Genomic DNA, 18,437 nt, shown 5'->3' on the forward strand with positions numbered 1-18,437 from the left:
ACTTCTAATGAAGGTTTTTCTTTTGCTAAAGAGGAATCAACTTCCAGCATATGCGATCCTAAAACCATGGAGTTATCAGGATCAAAATGATAAGTATAATCTTCCATAAAAGCATTACCTCCTTCTAAACCTGCCCCCATAACTTTAGCTGCTCTTACCAGCGCCGCGGTTTTCCAATCTCCTTCTCCCGCATAGCCGTAACCTTGCTCCATTAAACGCTGAGAAGCTATACCTGGCAACTGAACCATTCCATGTAAATCTTCAAATGTATTGGAATAACCTTTAAAACCACCATCTGCTAAGAATTTCTTCAAGCCCAGCTCTATTCTGGCAGCATCTCTCACGCTAGACCTTCTGCTTCCACCATCCTGTAAATCTGCGGCTAAAGTGTAGCTTGCATCATATTCTTTCAACAGTGCATCGACATCTTTTTCGTTAACAGCATTAATAACCTGTACTAAATCTCCTACTGCGTACGTATTTACAGCGTAACCAAACTTACGCTCTGCCTCTACTTTATCACCATCTGTTACTGCTACAAAACGCATATTGTCGCCAAATCTGGCAAACTTAGCCCCTTGCCAATCGTACCATGCCGCAGCCGCTCTGGTCCAAATTGCAATATCCTTAATTATAGTGGCTTCTTGCCAGAAACCTGTAACTACTTTCCTGTTTTTTCGCATTCTGGACACCATAAAACCAAACTCTCTGTCTCCGTGAGCACTTTGGTTCAGGTTCATAAAATCCATATCAATCGAATCCCAGGGAATATCTCTGTTAAATTGTGTATGTAAATGCAGCAAAGGCTTTTTTAGTACTTCCAAACCTCTGATCCACATTTTCGCAGGGGAGAAAGTGTGCATCCAGGTAATGATACCTACGCAATTTTCAGCAACATTAGCCTCACTTAATGTTTTATAAATCTGATCCGGAGTAAGAACGATAGGCTTATAAATCACTTTTACCGGAATCTCCTGATTCTCATTGTAAAACTGAGCTATTTTTTCTGCATGAACAGCTACTTGCTTTAATGTTTCTTCTCCATATAAGTCCTGGCTTCCCGTAACAAACCAAACTTCAAAATCTTTTAAACTAATCATTGACTTTATATTGATATTTTCTTGTTTAACATTGTCCGTAATAAGAATTAGCTCCGTGTTTTCTCTCCCAATGTTTGTTAATAAGGGAATCTTTTAATCTGGGAGCTCCTGGATTGATCTTTTCTGTAAGTGTAGCCAGTTCTGCTACGTATTCTAAAAGCGCACTATTGAATACAGCTTTCTCACCGGTTTTTCCCCAGGTAAACGGTGCATGGTTACCTACCAAAATCATTTCTACTTCTTCGTAGTTTAAATTGTTGTTTTTAAAATGATCCAGAATCTGAAATCCGGTTTCATATTCGTAATTACCAACAATTTTTGCATCGTCCATTGGCGGGGCACATGGAATATCTGTAGTCAGATAATCTGCATGAGTTGTGCCAAAAATAGGAATATCTCTTTGTGCCTGTGCCCAGGCAGTTGCATGTTTAGAATGTGTGTGTACTACAGAACCTATATTTTCCCAATGCTTATATAAAACGGCATGAGTTTTCGTATCAGAAGAAGGTCTTAGGTCGCCTTCTATAACATTACCGTCAAAATCGCAAATCACCATATTATCCGGCGAAAGCTTATCGTATGGAAGTCCGCTTGGTTTAATAGCAAAAACCTTTTCTGCTCTATCTACCACACTTACATTCCCAAAAGTAGAGAATACCAAGCCCAGTTTAGGAAGCTGCATATTACTTTCGTATGCAGACTCTCTTATGAATTTATACTTACTCATATTAATTTAACTATTCGATTCTACAAATGCACCTGCTTTAAGGTAATTCTGAAAACGTCTTTCGTAAACTTTTACTCGTTCCGGATTCGGGAAATATTCTGCATCAAAACCTTGCCCCATTGCCTCCATTGCATCTTCCACTTTTTGATAAATACCAGCTACAGTAGCAGCAAACATAGCAGCTCCTATAGCACAAGTTTGTTCGGTTTTATGAATTCTAATAGGCATGTTTATCACATCTGCCATCATTTGCATAATAAATGGCGACTTCTTCGCTACTCCCCCCAAACCTATTAAACCTTTAACAGGAATACCCTGTTCAATAAATCTTTCAACAATTGTCCGGGCACCAAAACAGGTTGCTTCTACAATAGCTCTGAAGATATTAGGAGCATCGGTTCCTAAACTTAATCCAAACAATGCACCTGTTAAAGCCTGATTGGCATCCGGAGTTCTTCTTCCATTCAGCCATTCCACAGCAAACTCAGCTTCATGTTCAGGATCCAGCTCGCTGGCTTTTTTTGCCAATTCAGGAATAATCTGATCTTCTATTTGCTTAAGCAGTCCTTCCTGTACTGCACCTACAGCAAGATGTTTGAAAGGCCACATCAATACATTTTTAAACCATGCATAAGCATCTCCAAAAGCTGATTGTCCTGCCTCCATTCCAATCATATTTGGGATAATGGAACCATTTACCTGTCCGCAAATCCCTTTTACTAAAGTATCTTTAACATCTTCTATTGGAGCAACCAACATGTCGCAGGTAGATGTCCCCATCACTTTACTTACATAATAAGGTTCTATTTGCCCGCCTACGGCACCCATATGACAGTCGAAAGCTCCGATTCCGATTTTCACATCTGCAGGAACACCTAATCTTTCGGCCCATTCCTCACTAATTGTTCCCGCTGCTTCTGCCGAAGTATAAGTTCTGTCAAAAGCTTTGTTGGTAAATCCTTTTAAAAGCGGGTCTAAAGAAGTAAAAAAATCTTCAGGCGGCAAACCTCCAAATTCTTCTGCATATAAAGCTTTATGTCCTGCAGAACAAATACCTCTTTTTAATTCTGAAGCTTTATTTCCTCCCGACAACAAGAACGGAATCCAATCACAATGTTCTACGAAAGAATAAACATTGTCTCTAACAGCTTCATCCTCTCTTAAAACATGTAATAATTTTGACCAATACCACTCGGAAGAGTAAATGCCTCCAACATATTTTAAATAGTTAACATCAAATTTTTCGGCATGTTTATTTATTTCTTCGGCTTCTTTTATAGCAGTATGGTCTTTCCATAAAACAAACATTGCATTTGGATTATCTCTAAACTCTGGTTTTAAGCTTAAAGGAATACCACTTTCATCAACAGCAACAGGTGTAGAGCCGGTAGTATCTACAGAAATTGCCTTAACGTTTTTCGCTATATTTTCTCCCGCATTCTTCAAACATTCCTTTATAGTTGCTTCCAGTCCTTCTATATAATCTAAAGGATGCTGTCTGAATTGATTTTTTTCCGGGGCACAAAATTCACCTCTTTTCCACCTGGGATAATAAAATATAGCAGAGGATATCTCCGATCCATTTTGCGCGTTCACCAACACAGATCTTACAGAATCTGTACCGTAATCTACTCCTATTACAAACATGCTAGATAATAACTTTCTTAATTAATGTCAAATTAACACTTATTTAGATAAATAAAAAAAGATATTTCAAAAAATTTATTTTTTGGCAAGAAGCGCGGCTAAAATCACTGGTAAATTCTGCCTCAATTAGGGCTAAATCCTTTGTAAACCAATTAGGGTTTACCAAAAATCAACTTGTTAAAGAATGTTAAAACCTTTCTCTCTGTTTTAAAGGCTTCTTAGCTTAGAGAATCATTTGAAAAACAGAAAAAAATAGAAATTGACTTGTATTATATATTAAACTATCTTTGCAGGATGTTAAAGAGTAAAGGTTTCTCGTTTTTAGGCTTAATATTAATTATTGGCCTGAGCATTACCAGCTGTAAAAGCAAATTTGAAAAGCTTAGAGAAAGCTCAGATACAGGCCGTAAATATCAGGAAGCCATAAAACTCTATAATAAAAAAGATTACAATAAGGCTTTAACTTTATTTGATGATCTGGTTCAGCGTTACAGAGGAAGATCTGAAGCCGAAGATCTTTATTACTATTATGCCTATACCAATTACAAGCTAAAGGATTATGTTTCGGCAAGGTATCATTTCAAAACTTTTGCGGATACTTATCCCAGTAGTCCGAAAGCTGAGGAATGTAGATTTATGACAGCTTATTGTATGTACCTGGAGTCTCCGGTTTATTCTTTAGATCAGGACAATACATACAAAGCTATAGAGTCTTTTCAGTTATTCCTTAATCTTTATCCACAAAGTGAAAGAGCTGCCGAAGCAAGCAAACTGATTGAATCTTTAAGAGATAAATTAGAGCAGAAGTCTTTTGCAAACGCTAAATTGTTTCTGGATATTGGAGATTATCAGGCAGCAGTTATTGCTTTCAGAAATTCCATTAAGGATTTCCCTGATACAAAATATGCTGAGCAAATGGAATTTCTGACTATCGAAGCACAATATTTATATGCTAAAAATAGCCGTGAAACTAAACAAGAAGAAAGATATCAGGAAGCTATAGATGAATATGAAAGATTTATAGAACGATATCCTAATAGTAAATATTTAAAAGATGCTGCTAAACTGAAAGAGGATAGTTTAGAAGGTATCGAACAAACAAAGAAAATAATAGCAAGTTATACAGAAAGTAAAAAGGCCACAAAAAATGAGCAACAATAATAAAACTGCAATTGCAAACACTACTGTAACCAGAGATTTAAGACAATTAGATACTACCACAAGCAATATCTACGAATCTATTGTAGTGATCAGCAAAAGAGCTAACCAAATTGCTTCTAATTTAAAAGAAGAATTGCATGGTAAATTAGCAGAATTTGCCAGCAGTAATGACAATTTGGAAGAAGTTTTCGAAAACAGAGAACAAATTGAGATTTCTAAACATTACGAGAGAATGCCTAAGCCTTCTCTGATTGCTATTGATGAGTTTATCAACGACAAAGTATATCATAGAAATCCATCTAAAGAAAAGAAGAACAACGATTAAGATGTTCTAAAGGCTATTGCCTTAAAATATTCATTAACAAGCCTGTTTATTTAAACAGGCTTTATCTTTTTTAAGATTTTTACTTATTTAAAAATCTTTTGGCTTTTGTATTGAGTTTATTTTTTACTTTTAAACTTTGACATTTAGCATGCTTAAAGGAAAAAATATCCTGTTGGGAGTTTGTGGCAGCATTGCGAGTTATAAATCCGCAGAGTTGGTCCGTTTATTTGTAAAGGCCGGAGCTCGGGTAAAAGTTATCTTAACCAAAGATGCAGCTTCTTTTATTACTCCATTAACATTATCTACGCTTTCTAAAAGCCCGGTATATAGTACTTATTATAAAGAGGATACGGGCGAATGGAATAATCATGTAGAATTGGCTTTATGGGCAGATGTTTTTCTTATAGCCCCCATTTCTGCCAATACAATGGCTAAATTTGCTAATGGATTATGTGATAATTTATTAGCTGCTGTATATCTTTCTGCCAAATGCCCTGTCTTTTTTGCACCAGCAATGGATTTAGATATGTGGAAACACCCTTCTACTAAAACTAATCTGGAAAAACTGAAAGCTTTTGGTAATAAACTCATAAATCCTGGTACCGGAGAGCTGGCAAGTGGCTTATCGGGAGAAGGCCGCATGGCTGAGCCTGATGAGATTTTTGAAATCATTGAAAATCATTTCAATGCCGACTTGCCTTTAAAAGGTAAAAATATTCTTATAACTGCCGGACCAACTTACGAACCAATTGATCCGGTAAGATTTATAGGTAACCATTCTTCCGGAAAAATGGGACTAGCTCTTGCTTATTCCTGTGCAGAACAAGGTGCAGACGTAACCCTTGTTTGCGGTCCTACTCAGTTAGAAAGAGCTCATCCTTCAATTAAAAGAGTGGATGTAACATCGGCATCAGAAATGTTCGAAGAAGCAGTGAAGTATTTCGATAAATCTGATATATGCATATTAAGTGCTGCTGTAGCAGATTATACTCCTGTTTCTGTAGCAGATCATAAAATCAAGAAAAATACCGACTCTTTCGATTTAGAATTAGAGAAAACGAAAGATATTGCGGCTTATCTGGGTTCAATTAAGAAAAAACAGATTTTAGTTGGCTTTGCTTTGGAGACACAGAACGAAATATCCAATGCAATTAGTAAATTAGAACGTAAAAATTTAGATTTCATCGTTCTAAATTCATTAAATGATAAAGGTGCTGGTTTTCAAAGTAATGAAAATAAAGTTACCATTATCAAAAGAAACAAAGAGCAGTTATCTTTCGATCTTAAATCCAAAGATGCAGTTGCTGCTGATATTATAGATGTTGTTAAACAATTAATATGAAGTATTGTCTATTGCTGATACTGAGTTTTTTTATTGCTCATACTGTGCTGTCCCAGGATCTGAATGCCAGGGTGCAGATTCTCACTCCCCAGATTCAAAACACCAACAAAAGGCCTATCGAGGCGTTGGAACTGGCAATGACAGACTTTTTAAACAACAGAAAATGGTCTAACGACCAAATAAAGCCTAATGAACGGATAGATTGCAGTTTTGTATTGAATGTGAAGGAATGGGATGGCTCCAGCTCATTCAAGGCCGAAGCCCAAATTATCAGTACAAGACCTGTATTCAATTCCTCTTATAATTCTACTTCATTAAGTATAAGCGATAAAAATTTTGATTTCAATTTCTCAGAAGGACAGCCTTTTGATTTCTCTGATCAAAACTACATCAACAACCTGACTTCGCTTCTGGCATTTTACGCTTATGTAATAGTTGGTTTGGATTACGACAGTTTTAGTAAAATGGGCGGTTCGGCTTATTTCACAAAAGCTCAAACCGTGTTAAACAATGCGCAATCTGCAGGATTTCCGGGCTGGCAGGCTCATGAAAACTTAAAAAACAGATACTGGTTGATAGAAAATCTGTCAAGCAAAAACTTTCACCCACTGAGAGAATTCATCTATACTTATCATCGCGAAGGGTTGGATGTTATGGCAGAAAATACCAGTAAAGGCAGAAAAACCATACTGGACGTTTTACCTAAACTAAAAGAGCTGGACAGACAGCAACAAGGCGCCATTTTTGTACAAACTTTCTTTACTGCAAAAGCAGATGAAATTGCCAACGTTTTTTCCAAAGCCGACCCTACAGACAAAATGAAAGTATACAATTTACTTTCAGATATTGATCCGTCAAACATTAGGAAATACGATATTCTCAAAAAAAGATAATTACTTTATTTAACATTTTACTTGCAGATGCTTAACAGACTCTATATTAAAAATTACGCACTTATAGATTCTTTAGATATATCTTTTGATAAAGGTCTGAATATTTTAACCGGTGAAACCGGAGCCGGAAAATCTATTATATTAGGTGCTGTAGGATTAATATTAGGCCAACGGGCAGAAAGTAAGTACTTTTTCAATCAGCAAAAAAAATGTGTTATTGAAGGCTTTTTTAACATTGGAGATTATCAGCTAAATAGCTTTTTCGATGAAAATGACCTCGATTTCGAAACTGAAACAGTATTAAGAAGGGAAATTTCTTTAGACGGAAAATCCAGAGCTTTCATTAATGATACCCCAGTAACATTAGCTGTTCTAAAGCAATTGGGCGAACAATTACTTGACATACATTCACAACATGCTACTTTGGAAATTGGAAACCAGAATTTTCAGCTTTTGGTGACTGATTTAATGGCAGATAATGTTGAAGCTCTAAAAGATTATAAGTCTGCTTTTAAAATTTACAAAAAGAAACAAGATAGGTTAATCGAACTGATTCAGTCCAGTGAACAGGCTAAAGCCGACTTGGATTACTTCCAGTTTCAGTTTAATGAATTGGAACAGGCAAACCTTCAAGCAGATGAACAGGAGCAATTAGAAGTTGAACTAAACGCGCTTACTCACGCCGAAGAAATAAAAACAAACCTGATAAATGCTTCCTCTCTTTTAGAGCAGGAAGAATATAATGCAATTCAACTGTTAAAAGAAGCGTCTATTCAATTACAACATCTGGAAAAATACCAACCGGAAATTGGAGAGCTTGCTGAACGCCTAAGGAGCAGTATCATAGAGATTAAAGACATTTCCTCTGAAATATCGAATCTTGAACAAACGACATTTTTTAATGAAGAGCGAAACATAGAAATAAACGACAGGCTGAATTTGCTTTATAGCCTTCAGAAAAAACATCGTGTATCCAGCAATACTGAACTTATCGCTTTACAAGATGAACTTTCTCAGAAACTGAATAACGCTATTTTTATAGATGAAGATATATTAGCTCTGGAAAAAGAGATAGCCAAAGAGAAAGATATATTAATTAAAGAAGCTTTGGAACTTTCTGCTAAAAGACAAAAAGCAATCCCACAAATTCAGGAATATGTAGAAAAAGTGTTATCGAATATCGGAATGCCGGATGCTCAGCTCAGAGTCGATATACATGTAAGAGAAAATGACCAGTTTGATATAAATGGGCTGGATATTGTAAAATTCATGTTTACTGCAAATAAAGGGCATCAGTTAAACGAGTTGCATAAAGTAGCTTCGGGAGGAGAACTCTCCAGATTAATGTTAAGCATTAAATCGCTAATCGCTAAAAAAACAGCGCTTCCCACTATTATTTTTGATGAAATTGACACTGGCGTTTCGGGGGAAGTTGCCCATAAAGTAGGTAATATTATGGAAAAACTTGCAGAAGATATGCAGGTTATAACCATTACCCATTTACCACAGATGGCAAGTAAAGGGAATTCGCATTTCTTTGTTTATAAAGAGACGAAAGAGAATATAACGTATTCTAAAATCAGAAAACTGAATGAACAGGAACGTATTATGGAAATTGCCAAAATGCTAAGTGGAGAAAGCCCTGGAGAATCTGCCATAAAAAACGCCACAGAGTTACTAAACAGTTAATGTTTGTAACAATAGAATATTAATTGTAATTTTAGAAGATATCTACCGTTTAAGTGTTTTATTTAATTGGGTTTGCCCATATGTGAGCCTTAAATTGATAGTTATAAGTAATGGCAAAAACTAAATATTATTTTAATTCGCAGACTTTAAAATATGAAAAAGTAAAGCTGAGTCTGAAAATTAAAATTCTCAAAATCATAGGCTTCATATCCACTGCCATGGTTTTTTCTTTCGTTATTATCGCTTTAGCTTACACTTTTCTAGATTCGCCTAAAGAACAACAGCTCAAACGGGAAATCAATCAGTTAAGCTTGCAGTATGAAATTCTGCAGGAAAGACTTAAAAAGACCGATAAGGTTCTTCAGGTACTTGAAGATAGGGACGACAATATTTACAGAGTTATCTTTGAAGCTGAACCTATTTCTAAAGACGTCAGAAATGCTGGCTTTGGTGGTATAAACCGTTATAAAAGCCTGGAGAATTATGAGTACGGAAAACTGATGATGGAAACTACAAAAAAGATGGATATTTTATCTAAGAAACTGTACGTACAATCTAAGTCTTATGATGAGTTAACAAAATTAGTAAACTCAAAAGAGAAGATGATTTCTTCTATTCCTGCTATACAGCCGGTAGACAGCAGGAAACTAAGAGGGGCAATATCAGGTTTTGGTTATAGAATCCACCCTATCTACAAAATCCGTAAAATGCATTCCGGGATTGATTTTACGGCACCAATTGGTACGCCTATTTATGCTACCGGAGACGGAGTTGTAATTGCACAGGGAAGTGAAAGAGGTTATGGAAACCGGATTATGATTAATCATGGTTATGGATATGTAACCAAATATGCTCACATGAGCAGATTTAAAGCAAAAAAAGGACAACGCGTTAAACGTGGCGATCTGATTGGGTATGTTGGAAATACAGGCGCTTCAACCGGTCCGCACTTACACTATGAAGTGTTTAAGAATGGTAAGGTGGTAAATCCAATGAATTTCTTCTTCAACGATCTTACTCCGGCAGAATATATGGCAATGCTTGAGATGGCTTCAAAAGAAAATCAATCTTTTGACTAATGGTGCTGAATCTCGTTTTTTTCATAAATTTGCGTAAACTTCAATAACATTTATCATCATGGCGTACAAAGAGAAGGAAATCAATAAGCTGTATTATTCTATCGGGGAAGTTGCAGAAATGTTTGATGCCAATACTTCTATGATTCGCTTTTATGAAAAGGAATTCGATATTCTGCAACCTAAAAAAAATGCTAAAGGAAACAGACTATTCAGACCCGAAGATGTAGAGAATTTGAAAATCATTTTTCATCTTATTAAAGATAAAGGATTTACTTTACAAGGTGCCAAAGAGCACATGAAGAACAATAAGGATGAGGTTGCAGATAATCAAAAAGTGATTGATTCTTTAGAAAAGTTAAAGGCCTTTATGATAAAGGTTGGTAACGAGCTTTGATATATTGTAAACAATAAAGGAGCTAAAAAAGCTCCTTTATTGTTTTTATTTTATCTGCTAAATGGTATCCAGGTAGTCATTTCTGAAGTATGCCCCCGATTTCCCCAGGCATAATATGGAATCAGTTTAAGTTTCACAGATTGCTTCTCGTCTGATACTTTTTTATACAAAGTATTATTCCAATTATTATCTGCTAAAATTGCTTCCCCTTCCAAAGCAACGATGTCACTATTATCAATCTTTACTTTCTTTGGATTTAATTTGATAGTGGAAGGAACTGTAATACTAAATACGCTAACATTGGTTGGCATATCTACCGATTCTGCACAATAAACTATTGGGCCTCGTTTTACGACAATCTGATTTCTGGTTTCTTCTACAAAAGGATGAGATTCTATCAAATCTGCTTCCATTGGTAAATTCAGAACAATTTGGTCTCCTTTTTTCCAGTTTCTATTTAGTTCCAGATACTGTCCTGATTTGATATCAGCATTTACAGATTTCCCATTTATAGAAACCTTGGCTGAATTTGCCCACCCCGGTATTCTCATAAAAATAGAGAAAGGCGACTTTTTACTTTCAGAAACAGTAATTGCTACTCTTCCCTCCCATGGATATTCCGTTTGCTGAGTAAGCTTAATTACAGAGCCATCCTCTAATTTAGTAGAAAGATTATTGGAGCCATATAAATTCACATAAACACCTTTATCAGAAATACTGTAAGCATAATTGCTTACCTCTGCTATAGTTCTAACTGTATTCGGAGGGCAGCAATTTGATAATTTAATATACTCTACCCTTTCTTTAGACCAACGCTGTTTAAAAGGAAGATTATCAGAATAACTTAATGGATTTGTATATAGGAAACGCTTTCCATCTAAACTGATTCCCGAAAGTACACTATTATACAATGCTAATTCCATTACATCAGCATATTTTGCATCCCCTTCTAACTGTAACATTCTCCAGTTCCAAAGTACATTACCAATATTTGCACAAGTCTCGTTATGCGCCGTAAAGTTAGGTAACTGGTAATCCCTGCCGTAAGCCTGATGTACTTTTTGTACAATTGGTGGTTCGTAAACGGTTCCGTCTGGCGAGACACCATCATATAAAGAACCGCAGCCACCGGTAATATACATTTTATGCTGTGTTACATCATTCCACATTTTATGCAATTGACTAATTAAAGTCTGATCTCCCGTTTCAGCATAAACATCGGCAACGCCTGCATACAGGTAATTTGCTCTTACGGCATGTCCTGTCACTTTTTCCTGCTTTCTGAAAGGGATTCTGTCCTGATTATCATCGGTCCCGTCCTCGATTTCTCCTTTAATATCTATTAAATGCTTAGCAAGCTCTAAATATCTTTTATCACCTAAAGTGCGATACATTTCCACAACTCCCATATAATGAGAAGGGCAAATAGCATTTCTTGCCAAAGTAGGCGACGCCTGCTTATAGAATTTATACAGATAATCCGTTGCTTTTATAGCCACATTTAAAAGATTCTTCTTTCCGGTAGCTCTGTAATGTACACAACCGGCAGTCATTAAATGGCCAATATTGTAAGCTTCAAAACTTAAACGATCTTCGAACTGGTTTTTAACACCTGTTTTACGCTGATCAATCATCGCTTTGGTATAGATATAACCATCTTCCCTCTGCGATTTGGCAATCGTTTCGATGACTTTGTCCATCATCTCATCCAGCTTTTTATCTTTTGTTGAAGCGTAAAGACTCGCTACAGCTTCTATGGTTTTATAAAAATCTCCATCATGAAAAGAAGGCCCATCATGATTGCCTTCTGCAAGTCCGGCTGCTATTTCAAAGTTTCTATACGCATGGCTGATATCCGCTGATGTATAAACTTTCCAAAGCTGTGGTACCATCGATTCTTTGGCAACATTAAATCGTTCGCCCCAAAACCCGGATGTCCATTGCACATCGCCCATATTAACCCCATGCAGTTTTGCATAGGGGCTTGAGGATGTATTTACCAAAGCCTTGTTTTGCGCATTTGCATTTATTGCGAATGCCAGCGAAAAGAAACAAGCAAAAGTCTTCTTCATATTATTAGTTGTTTGAATGGCTTCTTATTTTACTATTAATTTTACCGGACCCATTAATCCAGCTTTCAATAAATTTCCTTCCTGTAATCTGATAGGAGCAGTAGTTTTTGTAATTCTTTTTCCTTCCGGAAGCTTCTGATCTCCGATTAATCTGTTTGCCCAGGTATTGCTAACCTCTATTTCTAATAGATTATTTCCAACTTTAATAGCCTTGGAAATATCAGCCTGATATGGATAAGTCCAGACAACGCCGCAATTTAATCCGTTGAGTTTAACCGTGGCAATATTGGACAATTCCCCAAGATCAATAAAAATCTGTCCGGATTTGATTTGACTTTTACTCACCTTAAAATTGCGGGTATATTTTGTTGTTCCCGAATAATACTTGATGGCATCATTAGTAGATTTACTCCAATCAAATAAGTTGGTGGTTTTTACGGGTTCTTTTGGTCCACCGAAACTTTCGTCAAACTGAATTTGCCATTCATTATTCAACACTAATAAATCTTTTCCTGCGGATGGGTTATATTTATCTGTAACCAGATTATCTTGTTGATGGAAAAGAACGAAAACAGCCTGATTCGGCTCTAAAGAAAGCTCCAGCTCTGTTCTGTTTCCTTTCAATGAATATTTATCCAATCTTTCCAATTTTCCCGTTACTGCCTGATAGATATAAGGCTTCTTATCTGCCAACCTGAACGAAAATTGTATATTTCTTTTTCTTTCTTCCTGATTAGCTATAAAATAAATATCTAAATCCTCAGATTTTCTATGGTTCCAGGCTACTTTCTCTGCATGTTTACCATTTTCGATAACAATCAGATCCTTATCAACGCTGAATAAATTGAAGTCATTACCTTCATAAGGTCCTTTGATTATCTTTCCGTTTCCTAAGGTTTTATAGAATATTGTCTTCCCGTTTGACGCATTAGCCTTTATAAAATCTCCTTCAAAAATCTCGTCAACAATGGCCAGCATTTCTTTTTTAGATTTCTCGTCGGATTGGTTTGGTAAAGCTACAGGCTTATCCATAATCAATACAGTAGCACCCTCCTTTACTAAATCCAGCATTTTCTTTGCTGTCTGCAAAGTCATTAACTTATTATTTGGATTCAGCTGTTGCTTACCCGGGAAAACCAAAACTCCATAATCTGCACCATTGCGAAACTTTACTCTTCCATTAATAACTTTTGCATTATATAATACTTCCGGGTTGAAAGAATCATAAGCATAACCTTTTAAAGGGTTAACCCAGTCTTCTGGCTGAGCCATATTAGCAGAAGTTGTTACTCCAGCCACTTTTTGCGTTGGTAAACCTTTGTTCTCCAATCTGGTCTTTTCGCGTTGCACTACCTCTTCTCCGAAAATGCCTGGTAGTGTATTCACGAATCTGTCTGGCAAAATTGATCGCCTTGGAACTTCTTCTCCAATAAACACAGCTATATCCCGCACCGGATGACCTTCCTGCAATAAAGCTTGTGATCTGCTGGCATAATCTATCCAGGCTTTCCCTGGTTTCCACCACGTCTGATCTCTTTGGAAATACAATCCTATTCCGTCTAAAGTCATTCCCGGCTTTCTGTCCATCCACGGATTATGTACATAAACATGGTAAACCAGCTTGTTTGTCCCCAATGCATAATTTCTGTCTTGCAGCGTTTTTAGATTTCCGGGATGTTCGTCCCATTGCATCCTGATGGTGGTAAACGCTTCGGCCTGAACAATATTTTTTCCATAAATATGCGCTCCGGAAATGGCATCAGACATATCTCCGAATTTATCATGAGAAGGGCTGGAATGCCAAAACTCTCCCATTGGTACATCCACCGTTCCAAAATGTGTCAAACCGTCTCCAACCATCACCGGAGCTGTTGTTTCCGAAGTAAAAACAACACCGTTTTCTTTTGCAAGACTTTTCATCGTCTTGAAAAAGTTATCGTTAATCAGCTCCGCTATTGTAGTGCGAACATCATACAAAAACTGCTCTGATTTTTCTGCACTTTCCAATGGAATACCTGCCATAATTGGCAAATACGGTTTTATAGAATAGCCTCTTCTTTTTAGAAATTCCTGCTCAAAAACCGGAGACCAGTTCTGGCTTCCGCACTCCCAACTATCTATATGGAAAATACTAAAAACTTTTGCCGCCAATTCTGGACCGGCAACACGTTTGGCTTCTCCAAACCATTTATCAAATTGAATTTTAGCAACTTCTTTATTAAACTTATCGCTTTCCAATCCTTTGCCAGCACCTGCAGTTTCATTTTTATGCCCCGTAGAAGTATGCCCTATTCTCAATATCGTCCAACTGCCTGACGGCGCTTTCCATTTCAATTCTCCGTCTTTATTTAAATAAGCCGAGATATCTATTACCTTGTTTAGAGGAATACAGAGTTTATCTGCAATTTGAGTAGAAGTAGTTCTGTCGCTTACCCGCCAAACCTGCCCATTCTTTCCTTCCAAATGGTTGATTTTTGACGCACCGGATAGACTGATTCCTGCAATCTTTAAACTTTGTTTCCATTTAGCAGCATCCAGATCTTCGGCCCCCGGTTCCGACGCTTCCGGGTCATAAACAAATCGAAAATATTTAGCTGTTGTAGGTTCTATAGCATGAGTTACCGGAGCATCCCAGTCTAACCAACCTGTTCTTGGCGGAATAAGTCTCGTAAGTTTAGTAAAATTTTTTCCGTCATTACTTGTTTCAATAATTAACCTGTTCGATTGATAATTGAAATTGTTGACTGTAATTTTTATAGATCTGCATAAGAAAGGCTCGGCAAATTCATACTGTATCCAGCATGGGTTTGCAGAACCAAAATTCTTTTTATTACCTGATTCTGCAAGGAATGAAGCGTCTTCTCCTGTACTCGTAGTTACTTTTGGCTTTACATTATCTGTAGATAAATTGCTTTTTTCTACCGTAGGGAAAGCATATACAGCGATATCTTTATAAAAACCCTGATAAGATTCCGGTTGCTCTATTTTCTGTTGAACGGTCTTCCCTCCTTTTACAAAAGTTTCTGTCCAGACCACTTTTTGCATAGACATTTCAGGAGTAATCCAAGGTCCGCCAGCGGTAGCAAAACCATCATTTGGCAATAAGGCTATTTTTATTCCTAGTCTTTCAGACTCCTGGATGGTGTATTTAAAAATATCCCACCATTCTGATGTTAAAGTTTCTGTAACGGGCTCAAATAGCGGAGGGTTTGTTTTACCTTTTATCGGTGCAATATAAGCTCCGGCTATGCCCGCTTCTTTCATTGCTTCCAGATCAGCAGTTATCCCTTCTCGTGAAAAAGCAGAGTGCATCCAATACCAGAAAACCCAAGGTTTGGCAGACTCCGGCAATTTAGAATCATCTGCTAAATAACTCTTTATTCTTTCAAACTGAGCAAATGCTATTTTTTGCATCCCCAGTATCATAAGCAAACAGAACAAAAAACGCGATGTAAAACTTCTCAAAACTTATAATCTTAGATTTAAATACAATTAGCCAGAACGTAAATTCAAGCAATCTCAAATTTAATTCTGAGGGGCTATTTTTTAATATAATATGTTCGCTTTGTTTTATATCATTTTGCCATTGGCTAATTGGGATATTATATAGAATTTTCGAATCCGAACAAAACTTTATACAGATAAAATAAACAATTTAGCCCTCTGTTTCTTATCTTTATGTTGGATTATCTAAAAGAGCAAAGATGAAAAAGGCTGATATTCTGGATATGCAATTCGCAAGATTAAAAATAGAGCTTGCAAAGCAGATATTAGATACTGAGGATACCGGTATAATTGAAACTGTCAGAGATTTATTTAAAAATAAAGAGAATGATTTCTGGTCGGAATTACCTGAACATGTAAAAAAAGGAATCGAGAAAAGCAAACAACAGGCTAAAAACGGTTTACTAACTCCACATGATGAAGTTGTTCGGAAATATACGAAACACTTATGAGTTTTTCCCTTTATTGGACTGACGAAGCCCGGGTAACCTTCGATTCTATTGTAAGATTCATCGAAGAAATATGGGGTGAGAAAGAAGCTGGAAAATTCATCAAAAGAACGATGAAAGTATTGGCTAATATAGCGGTTCAGCCTTATATGTTTAAATCTTCGGGTTCAAAAGCTGTCCGTAAAGGTTTTATAAGCAGTCAGACATCCGTATTCTATGAGATTATAGCTAAAGAAATACATATATTATGGTTTTGGGATAATAGACAAGATTCCTTTTTTGAAAATTTGCTATAATACTAAAACACTGCAAATGGGACACATTAGGGAATATTATGAACGGATTATTAAACTGCAGGAGTCGGAATGGGAGTTTATTGCCTCTCATTTTGAAAGAAAGATCATTACCAAAAATGAAATTATAACCCGACAGGGCCAAACAGAAAACAATTTGTCTTTCATTGAAACAGGAATTATACGATTTTATATTCCTAACGAAGAAAACGAGCTGACTTTCAACTTTAGTTTTGATAAAGAATTCACCTGTGCATACGATTCCTTTTTAACTCGTACACCTTCCGAATATGAGCTACAAGCCCTAACAAAAACTGTTATATGGCAAATAACTTATGATGATTTGCAAAAAGTATATGCCCATACTAAAGCTGGTAATTATTTAGGTCGTTTTGCAGCTGAAAATCTCTTTCTTGCAAAAAGCAGAAGAGAGCTTTCTCTTCTTAAATATAATGCGAAAGAGAGATATTTAAAATTGTTTGACGAACAGCCTAATATCTTGAAACTTATACCTTTAAAATATATTGCTTCCTATATTGGAATAACACCGCAGGGCTTAAGCAGAATACGCCGACAAATTAGTTAACATAGGTTCATTGTTTCCGTCATCCATTCTTTAGAATTTTGTGAAAATCACTAAAAAATGAAACAACCTATTTTAGCTTACGGGCACAGCATTCTAAAGCAGAAATGTAAAGACATCAATAGTAGCTTTGCTATTTTGAGTCAGCTGATAACAGATATGTGGGAAACCATGTATAATGCAAATGGTTGCGGACTTGCAGCACCACAAATTGGAAAGCCTATCAGACTTTTTATTGTAGACAGCAAAACAACTTATGAAAATCTGGAGGAACCTGACAGATCTATTTATTTTGATGAAGATGATGAAGGAATAAAAGAGACCTTTATTAATGCCAAAATTCTGGAACGTTCAAAAGATTTATGGGATGATGATGAAGGCTGTTTAAGCATCCCTTCCTTATCTCAAAAGATTAAACGTCCCTGGTCTATTACCATATCATATTATACTCAGGATTTTCAGCAACAGACCAAGTCTTTTAGCGGTTTAACAGCAAGGATGATTCAACATGAATATGATCATACCGAAGGCATTTTATTTACAGATTATTTAAAACCCCTTACCAGAAAACTAATAGACTCAAAACTTAAACAAATAGCTAAAGGTCGAATAAAAACAAAGTATTCCATGAAATTTATATAGCTTATTTTTTTTATATTGTTTTTAAATCTATCCAGACGTTTTTGTAATTTTGTATAATATTCTGATTATAAACACAAAACCAACCAACGTATCGTATTACTGTTTACGAATTAATATAAAAAAATGAAAAAAGCCGTATTATTTATTGGGCTCATAGTAACAGTAACATGTATCTTAAATACTAAGCTAATTGCAGCAATGAAAGAAAATATAAGTACAGATACTAACGCTCCTGTATCTTTTAAAAATGGCTATTCCGAAGTAAACGGAATGAAAATGTATTATGAAATTTATGGGCAGGGGAAACCATTGGTTTTACTCCATGGAGGTGGTTCTACCATACAGACTTCATTTGGAAGAATTATTCCTTTGCTAGCATCACATCAACAGTTAATTTGTGTTGAACTACAAGCACATGGGCGAACGGGTGATAGAAATACGGCTATTTCTTTTGAACAGGATGCTGACGATGTATTTATGCTGTTAAAGAACTTAAACATCGATAAAGCTGATATTTTCGGATTCAGTAATGGTGGC

17 protein-coding genes are annotated in these 18,437 nt (G+C 36.2%); 12 read left to right on the top strand and 5 right to left on the bottom strand.

The features are described from left to right. The 3 genes from ABWO41_RS05460 to ABWO41_RS05470 form a co-directional block, all read right to left on the bottom strand. A partial coding sequence (locus ABWO41_RS05460; protein ID WP_353134645.1) for an L-arabinose isomerase family protein occupies positions 1 to 1,100 on the bottom strand: 1,100 nt, incomplete at its 3' end. Between the two features lie 25 nt (positions 1,101 to 1,125). Continuing rightward, positions 1,126 to 1,827, bottom strand: coding sequence for an L-ribulose-5-phosphate 4-epimerase AraD (araD, locus tag ABWO41_RS05465; RefSeq protein ID WP_353134648.1), 702 nt, complete (start codon positions 1,825 to 1,827; stop codon positions 1,126 to 1,128). A 6-nt stretch (positions 1,828 to 1,833) separates the two neighbouring features. Continuing rightward, positions 1,834 to 3,474 (bottom strand): ribulokinase, encoded by a 1,641-nt coding sequence (locus ABWO41_RS05470; protein ID WP_353134651.1) that lies wholly within the window; start codon positions 3,472 to 3,474, stop codon positions 1,834 to 1,836. Between the two features lie 294 nt (positions 3,475 to 3,768). Between ABWO41_RS05470 and ABWO41_RS05475 the strand changes: the two genes are divergently transcribed. The 7 genes from ABWO41_RS05475 to ABWO41_RS05505 all read left to right on the top strand — a co-directional run bounded on the left by ABWO41_RS05475 (position 3,769) and on the right by ABWO41_RS05505 (position 10,357). Then, a complete protein-coding gene (locus ABWO41_RS05475) occupies positions 3,769 to 4,635 on the top strand; it encodes an outer membrane protein assembly factor BamD (protein WP_353134654.1) in 867 nt (288 codons plus the stop codon). After that, on the top strand, positions 4,622 to 4,960 hold the full coding sequence (locus tag ABWO41_RS05480) for a DNA-directed RNA polymerase subunit omega (protein ID WP_353134657.1): 339 nt from the start codon (positions 4,622 to 4,624) through the stop codon (positions 4,958 to 4,960). Before ABWO41_RS05475 ends, ABWO41_RS05480 begins: the two co-directional genes overlap by 14 nt. 148 nt (positions 4,961 to 5,108) lie before the next feature. Then, positions 5,109 to 6,302, top strand: coding sequence for a bifunctional phosphopantothenoylcysteine decarboxylase/phosphopantothenate--cysteine ligase CoaBC (gene coaBC, locus ABWO41_RS05485; protein ID WP_353134660.1), 1,194 nt, complete (start codon positions 5,109 to 5,111; stop codon positions 6,300 to 6,302). Continuing rightward, the gene (gene porD / locus ABWO41_RS05490) at positions 6,299 to 7,195 is read left to right on the top strand and encodes a type IX secretion system protein PorD (RefSeq protein ID WP_353134663.1); all 897 of its coding nucleotides are present in this window, start codon (positions 6,299 to 6,301) and stop codon (positions 7,193 to 7,195) included. The genes coaBC and porD overlap by 4 nt, the downstream gene beginning before the upstream one ends. A gap of 27 nt (positions 7,196 to 7,222) precedes the next feature. Continuing rightward, complete coding sequence (gene recN, locus ABWO41_RS05495) at positions 7,223 to 8,884, top strand: DNA repair protein RecN (protein ID WP_353134666.1); 1,662 nt, start codon at positions 7,223 to 7,225, stop codon at positions 8,882 to 8,884. A 110-nt stretch (positions 8,885 to 8,994) separates the two neighbouring features. Beyond that, positions 8,995 to 9,963: a M23 family metallopeptidase gene (locus ABWO41_RS05500; RefSeq protein WP_353134669.1), complete on the top strand. Its 969-nt coding sequence runs from the start codon at positions 8,995 to 8,997 to the stop codon at positions 9,961 to 9,963. A gap of 58 nt (positions 9,964 to 10,021) precedes the next feature. Beyond that, complete coding sequence (locus tag ABWO41_RS05505; RefSeq protein ID WP_353134672.1) at positions 10,022 to 10,357, top strand: MerR family transcriptional regulator; 336 nt, start codon at positions 10,022 to 10,024, stop codon at positions 10,355 to 10,357. 50 nt (positions 10,358 to 10,407) lie between these two features. Here the strand turns inward: ABWO41_RS05505 and ABWO41_RS05510 are convergent, their stop codons facing one another. Together ABWO41_RS05510 and ABWO41_RS05515 are read right to left on the bottom strand one after the other, a co-directional pair. Continuing rightward, entirely contained in the window at positions 10,408 to 12,429 is a 2,022-nt protein-coding gene (locus tag ABWO41_RS05510) for an aceric acid hydrolase (protein WP_353134675.1), read from the bottom strand. A 24-nt stretch (positions 12,430 to 12,453) separates the two neighbouring features. Further along, on the bottom strand, positions 12,454 to 15,843 hold the full coding sequence (locus tag ABWO41_RS05515) for a glycosyl hydrolase (RefSeq protein ID WP_353134678.1): 3,390 nt from the start codon (positions 15,841 to 15,843) through the stop codon (positions 12,454 to 12,456). A 290-nt stretch (positions 15,844 to 16,133) separates the two neighbouring features. Between ABWO41_RS05515 and ABWO41_RS05520 the strand changes: the two genes are divergently transcribed. From ABWO41_RS05520 to ABWO41_RS05540, 5 genes are all read left to right on the top strand, one after another. Further along, entirely contained in the window at positions 16,134 to 16,385 is a 252-nt protein-coding gene (locus ABWO41_RS05520) for a hypothetical protein (RefSeq protein WP_353134681.1), read from the top strand. Beyond that, the gene (locus tag ABWO41_RS05525; protein WP_353134684.1) at positions 16,382 to 16,678 is read left to right on the top strand and encodes a type II toxin-antitoxin system RelE/ParE family toxin; all 297 of its coding nucleotides are present in this window, start codon (positions 16,382 to 16,384) and stop codon (positions 16,676 to 16,678) included. Before ABWO41_RS05520 ends, ABWO41_RS05525 begins: the two co-directional genes overlap by 4 nt. Before the next feature lie 16 nt (positions 16,679 to 16,694). Next, complete coding sequence (locus ABWO41_RS05530) at positions 16,695 to 17,261, top strand: Crp/Fnr family transcriptional regulator (RefSeq protein ID WP_353134687.1); 567 nt, start codon at positions 16,695 to 16,697, stop codon at positions 17,259 to 17,261. A 57-nt stretch (positions 17,262 to 17,318) separates the two neighbouring features. Further along, a complete protein-coding gene (gene def / locus ABWO41_RS05535) occupies positions 17,319 to 17,900 on the top strand; it encodes a peptide deformylase (RefSeq protein ID WP_353134690.1) in 582 nt (193 codons plus the stop codon). A 123-nt stretch (positions 17,901 to 18,023) separates the two neighbouring features. Beyond that, positions 18,024 to 18,437, top strand: a 414-nt coding sequence (locus tag ABWO41_RS05540) for an alpha/beta fold hydrolase (RefSeq protein ID WP_353134693.1), incomplete at its 3' end; no start/stop codon positions are given.

This window comes from Pseudopedobacter sp. (assembly GCF_040392825.1).
Lineage (GTDB): Bacteria > Bacteroidota > Bacteroidia > Sphingobacteriales > Sphingobacteriaceae > Pseudopedobacter.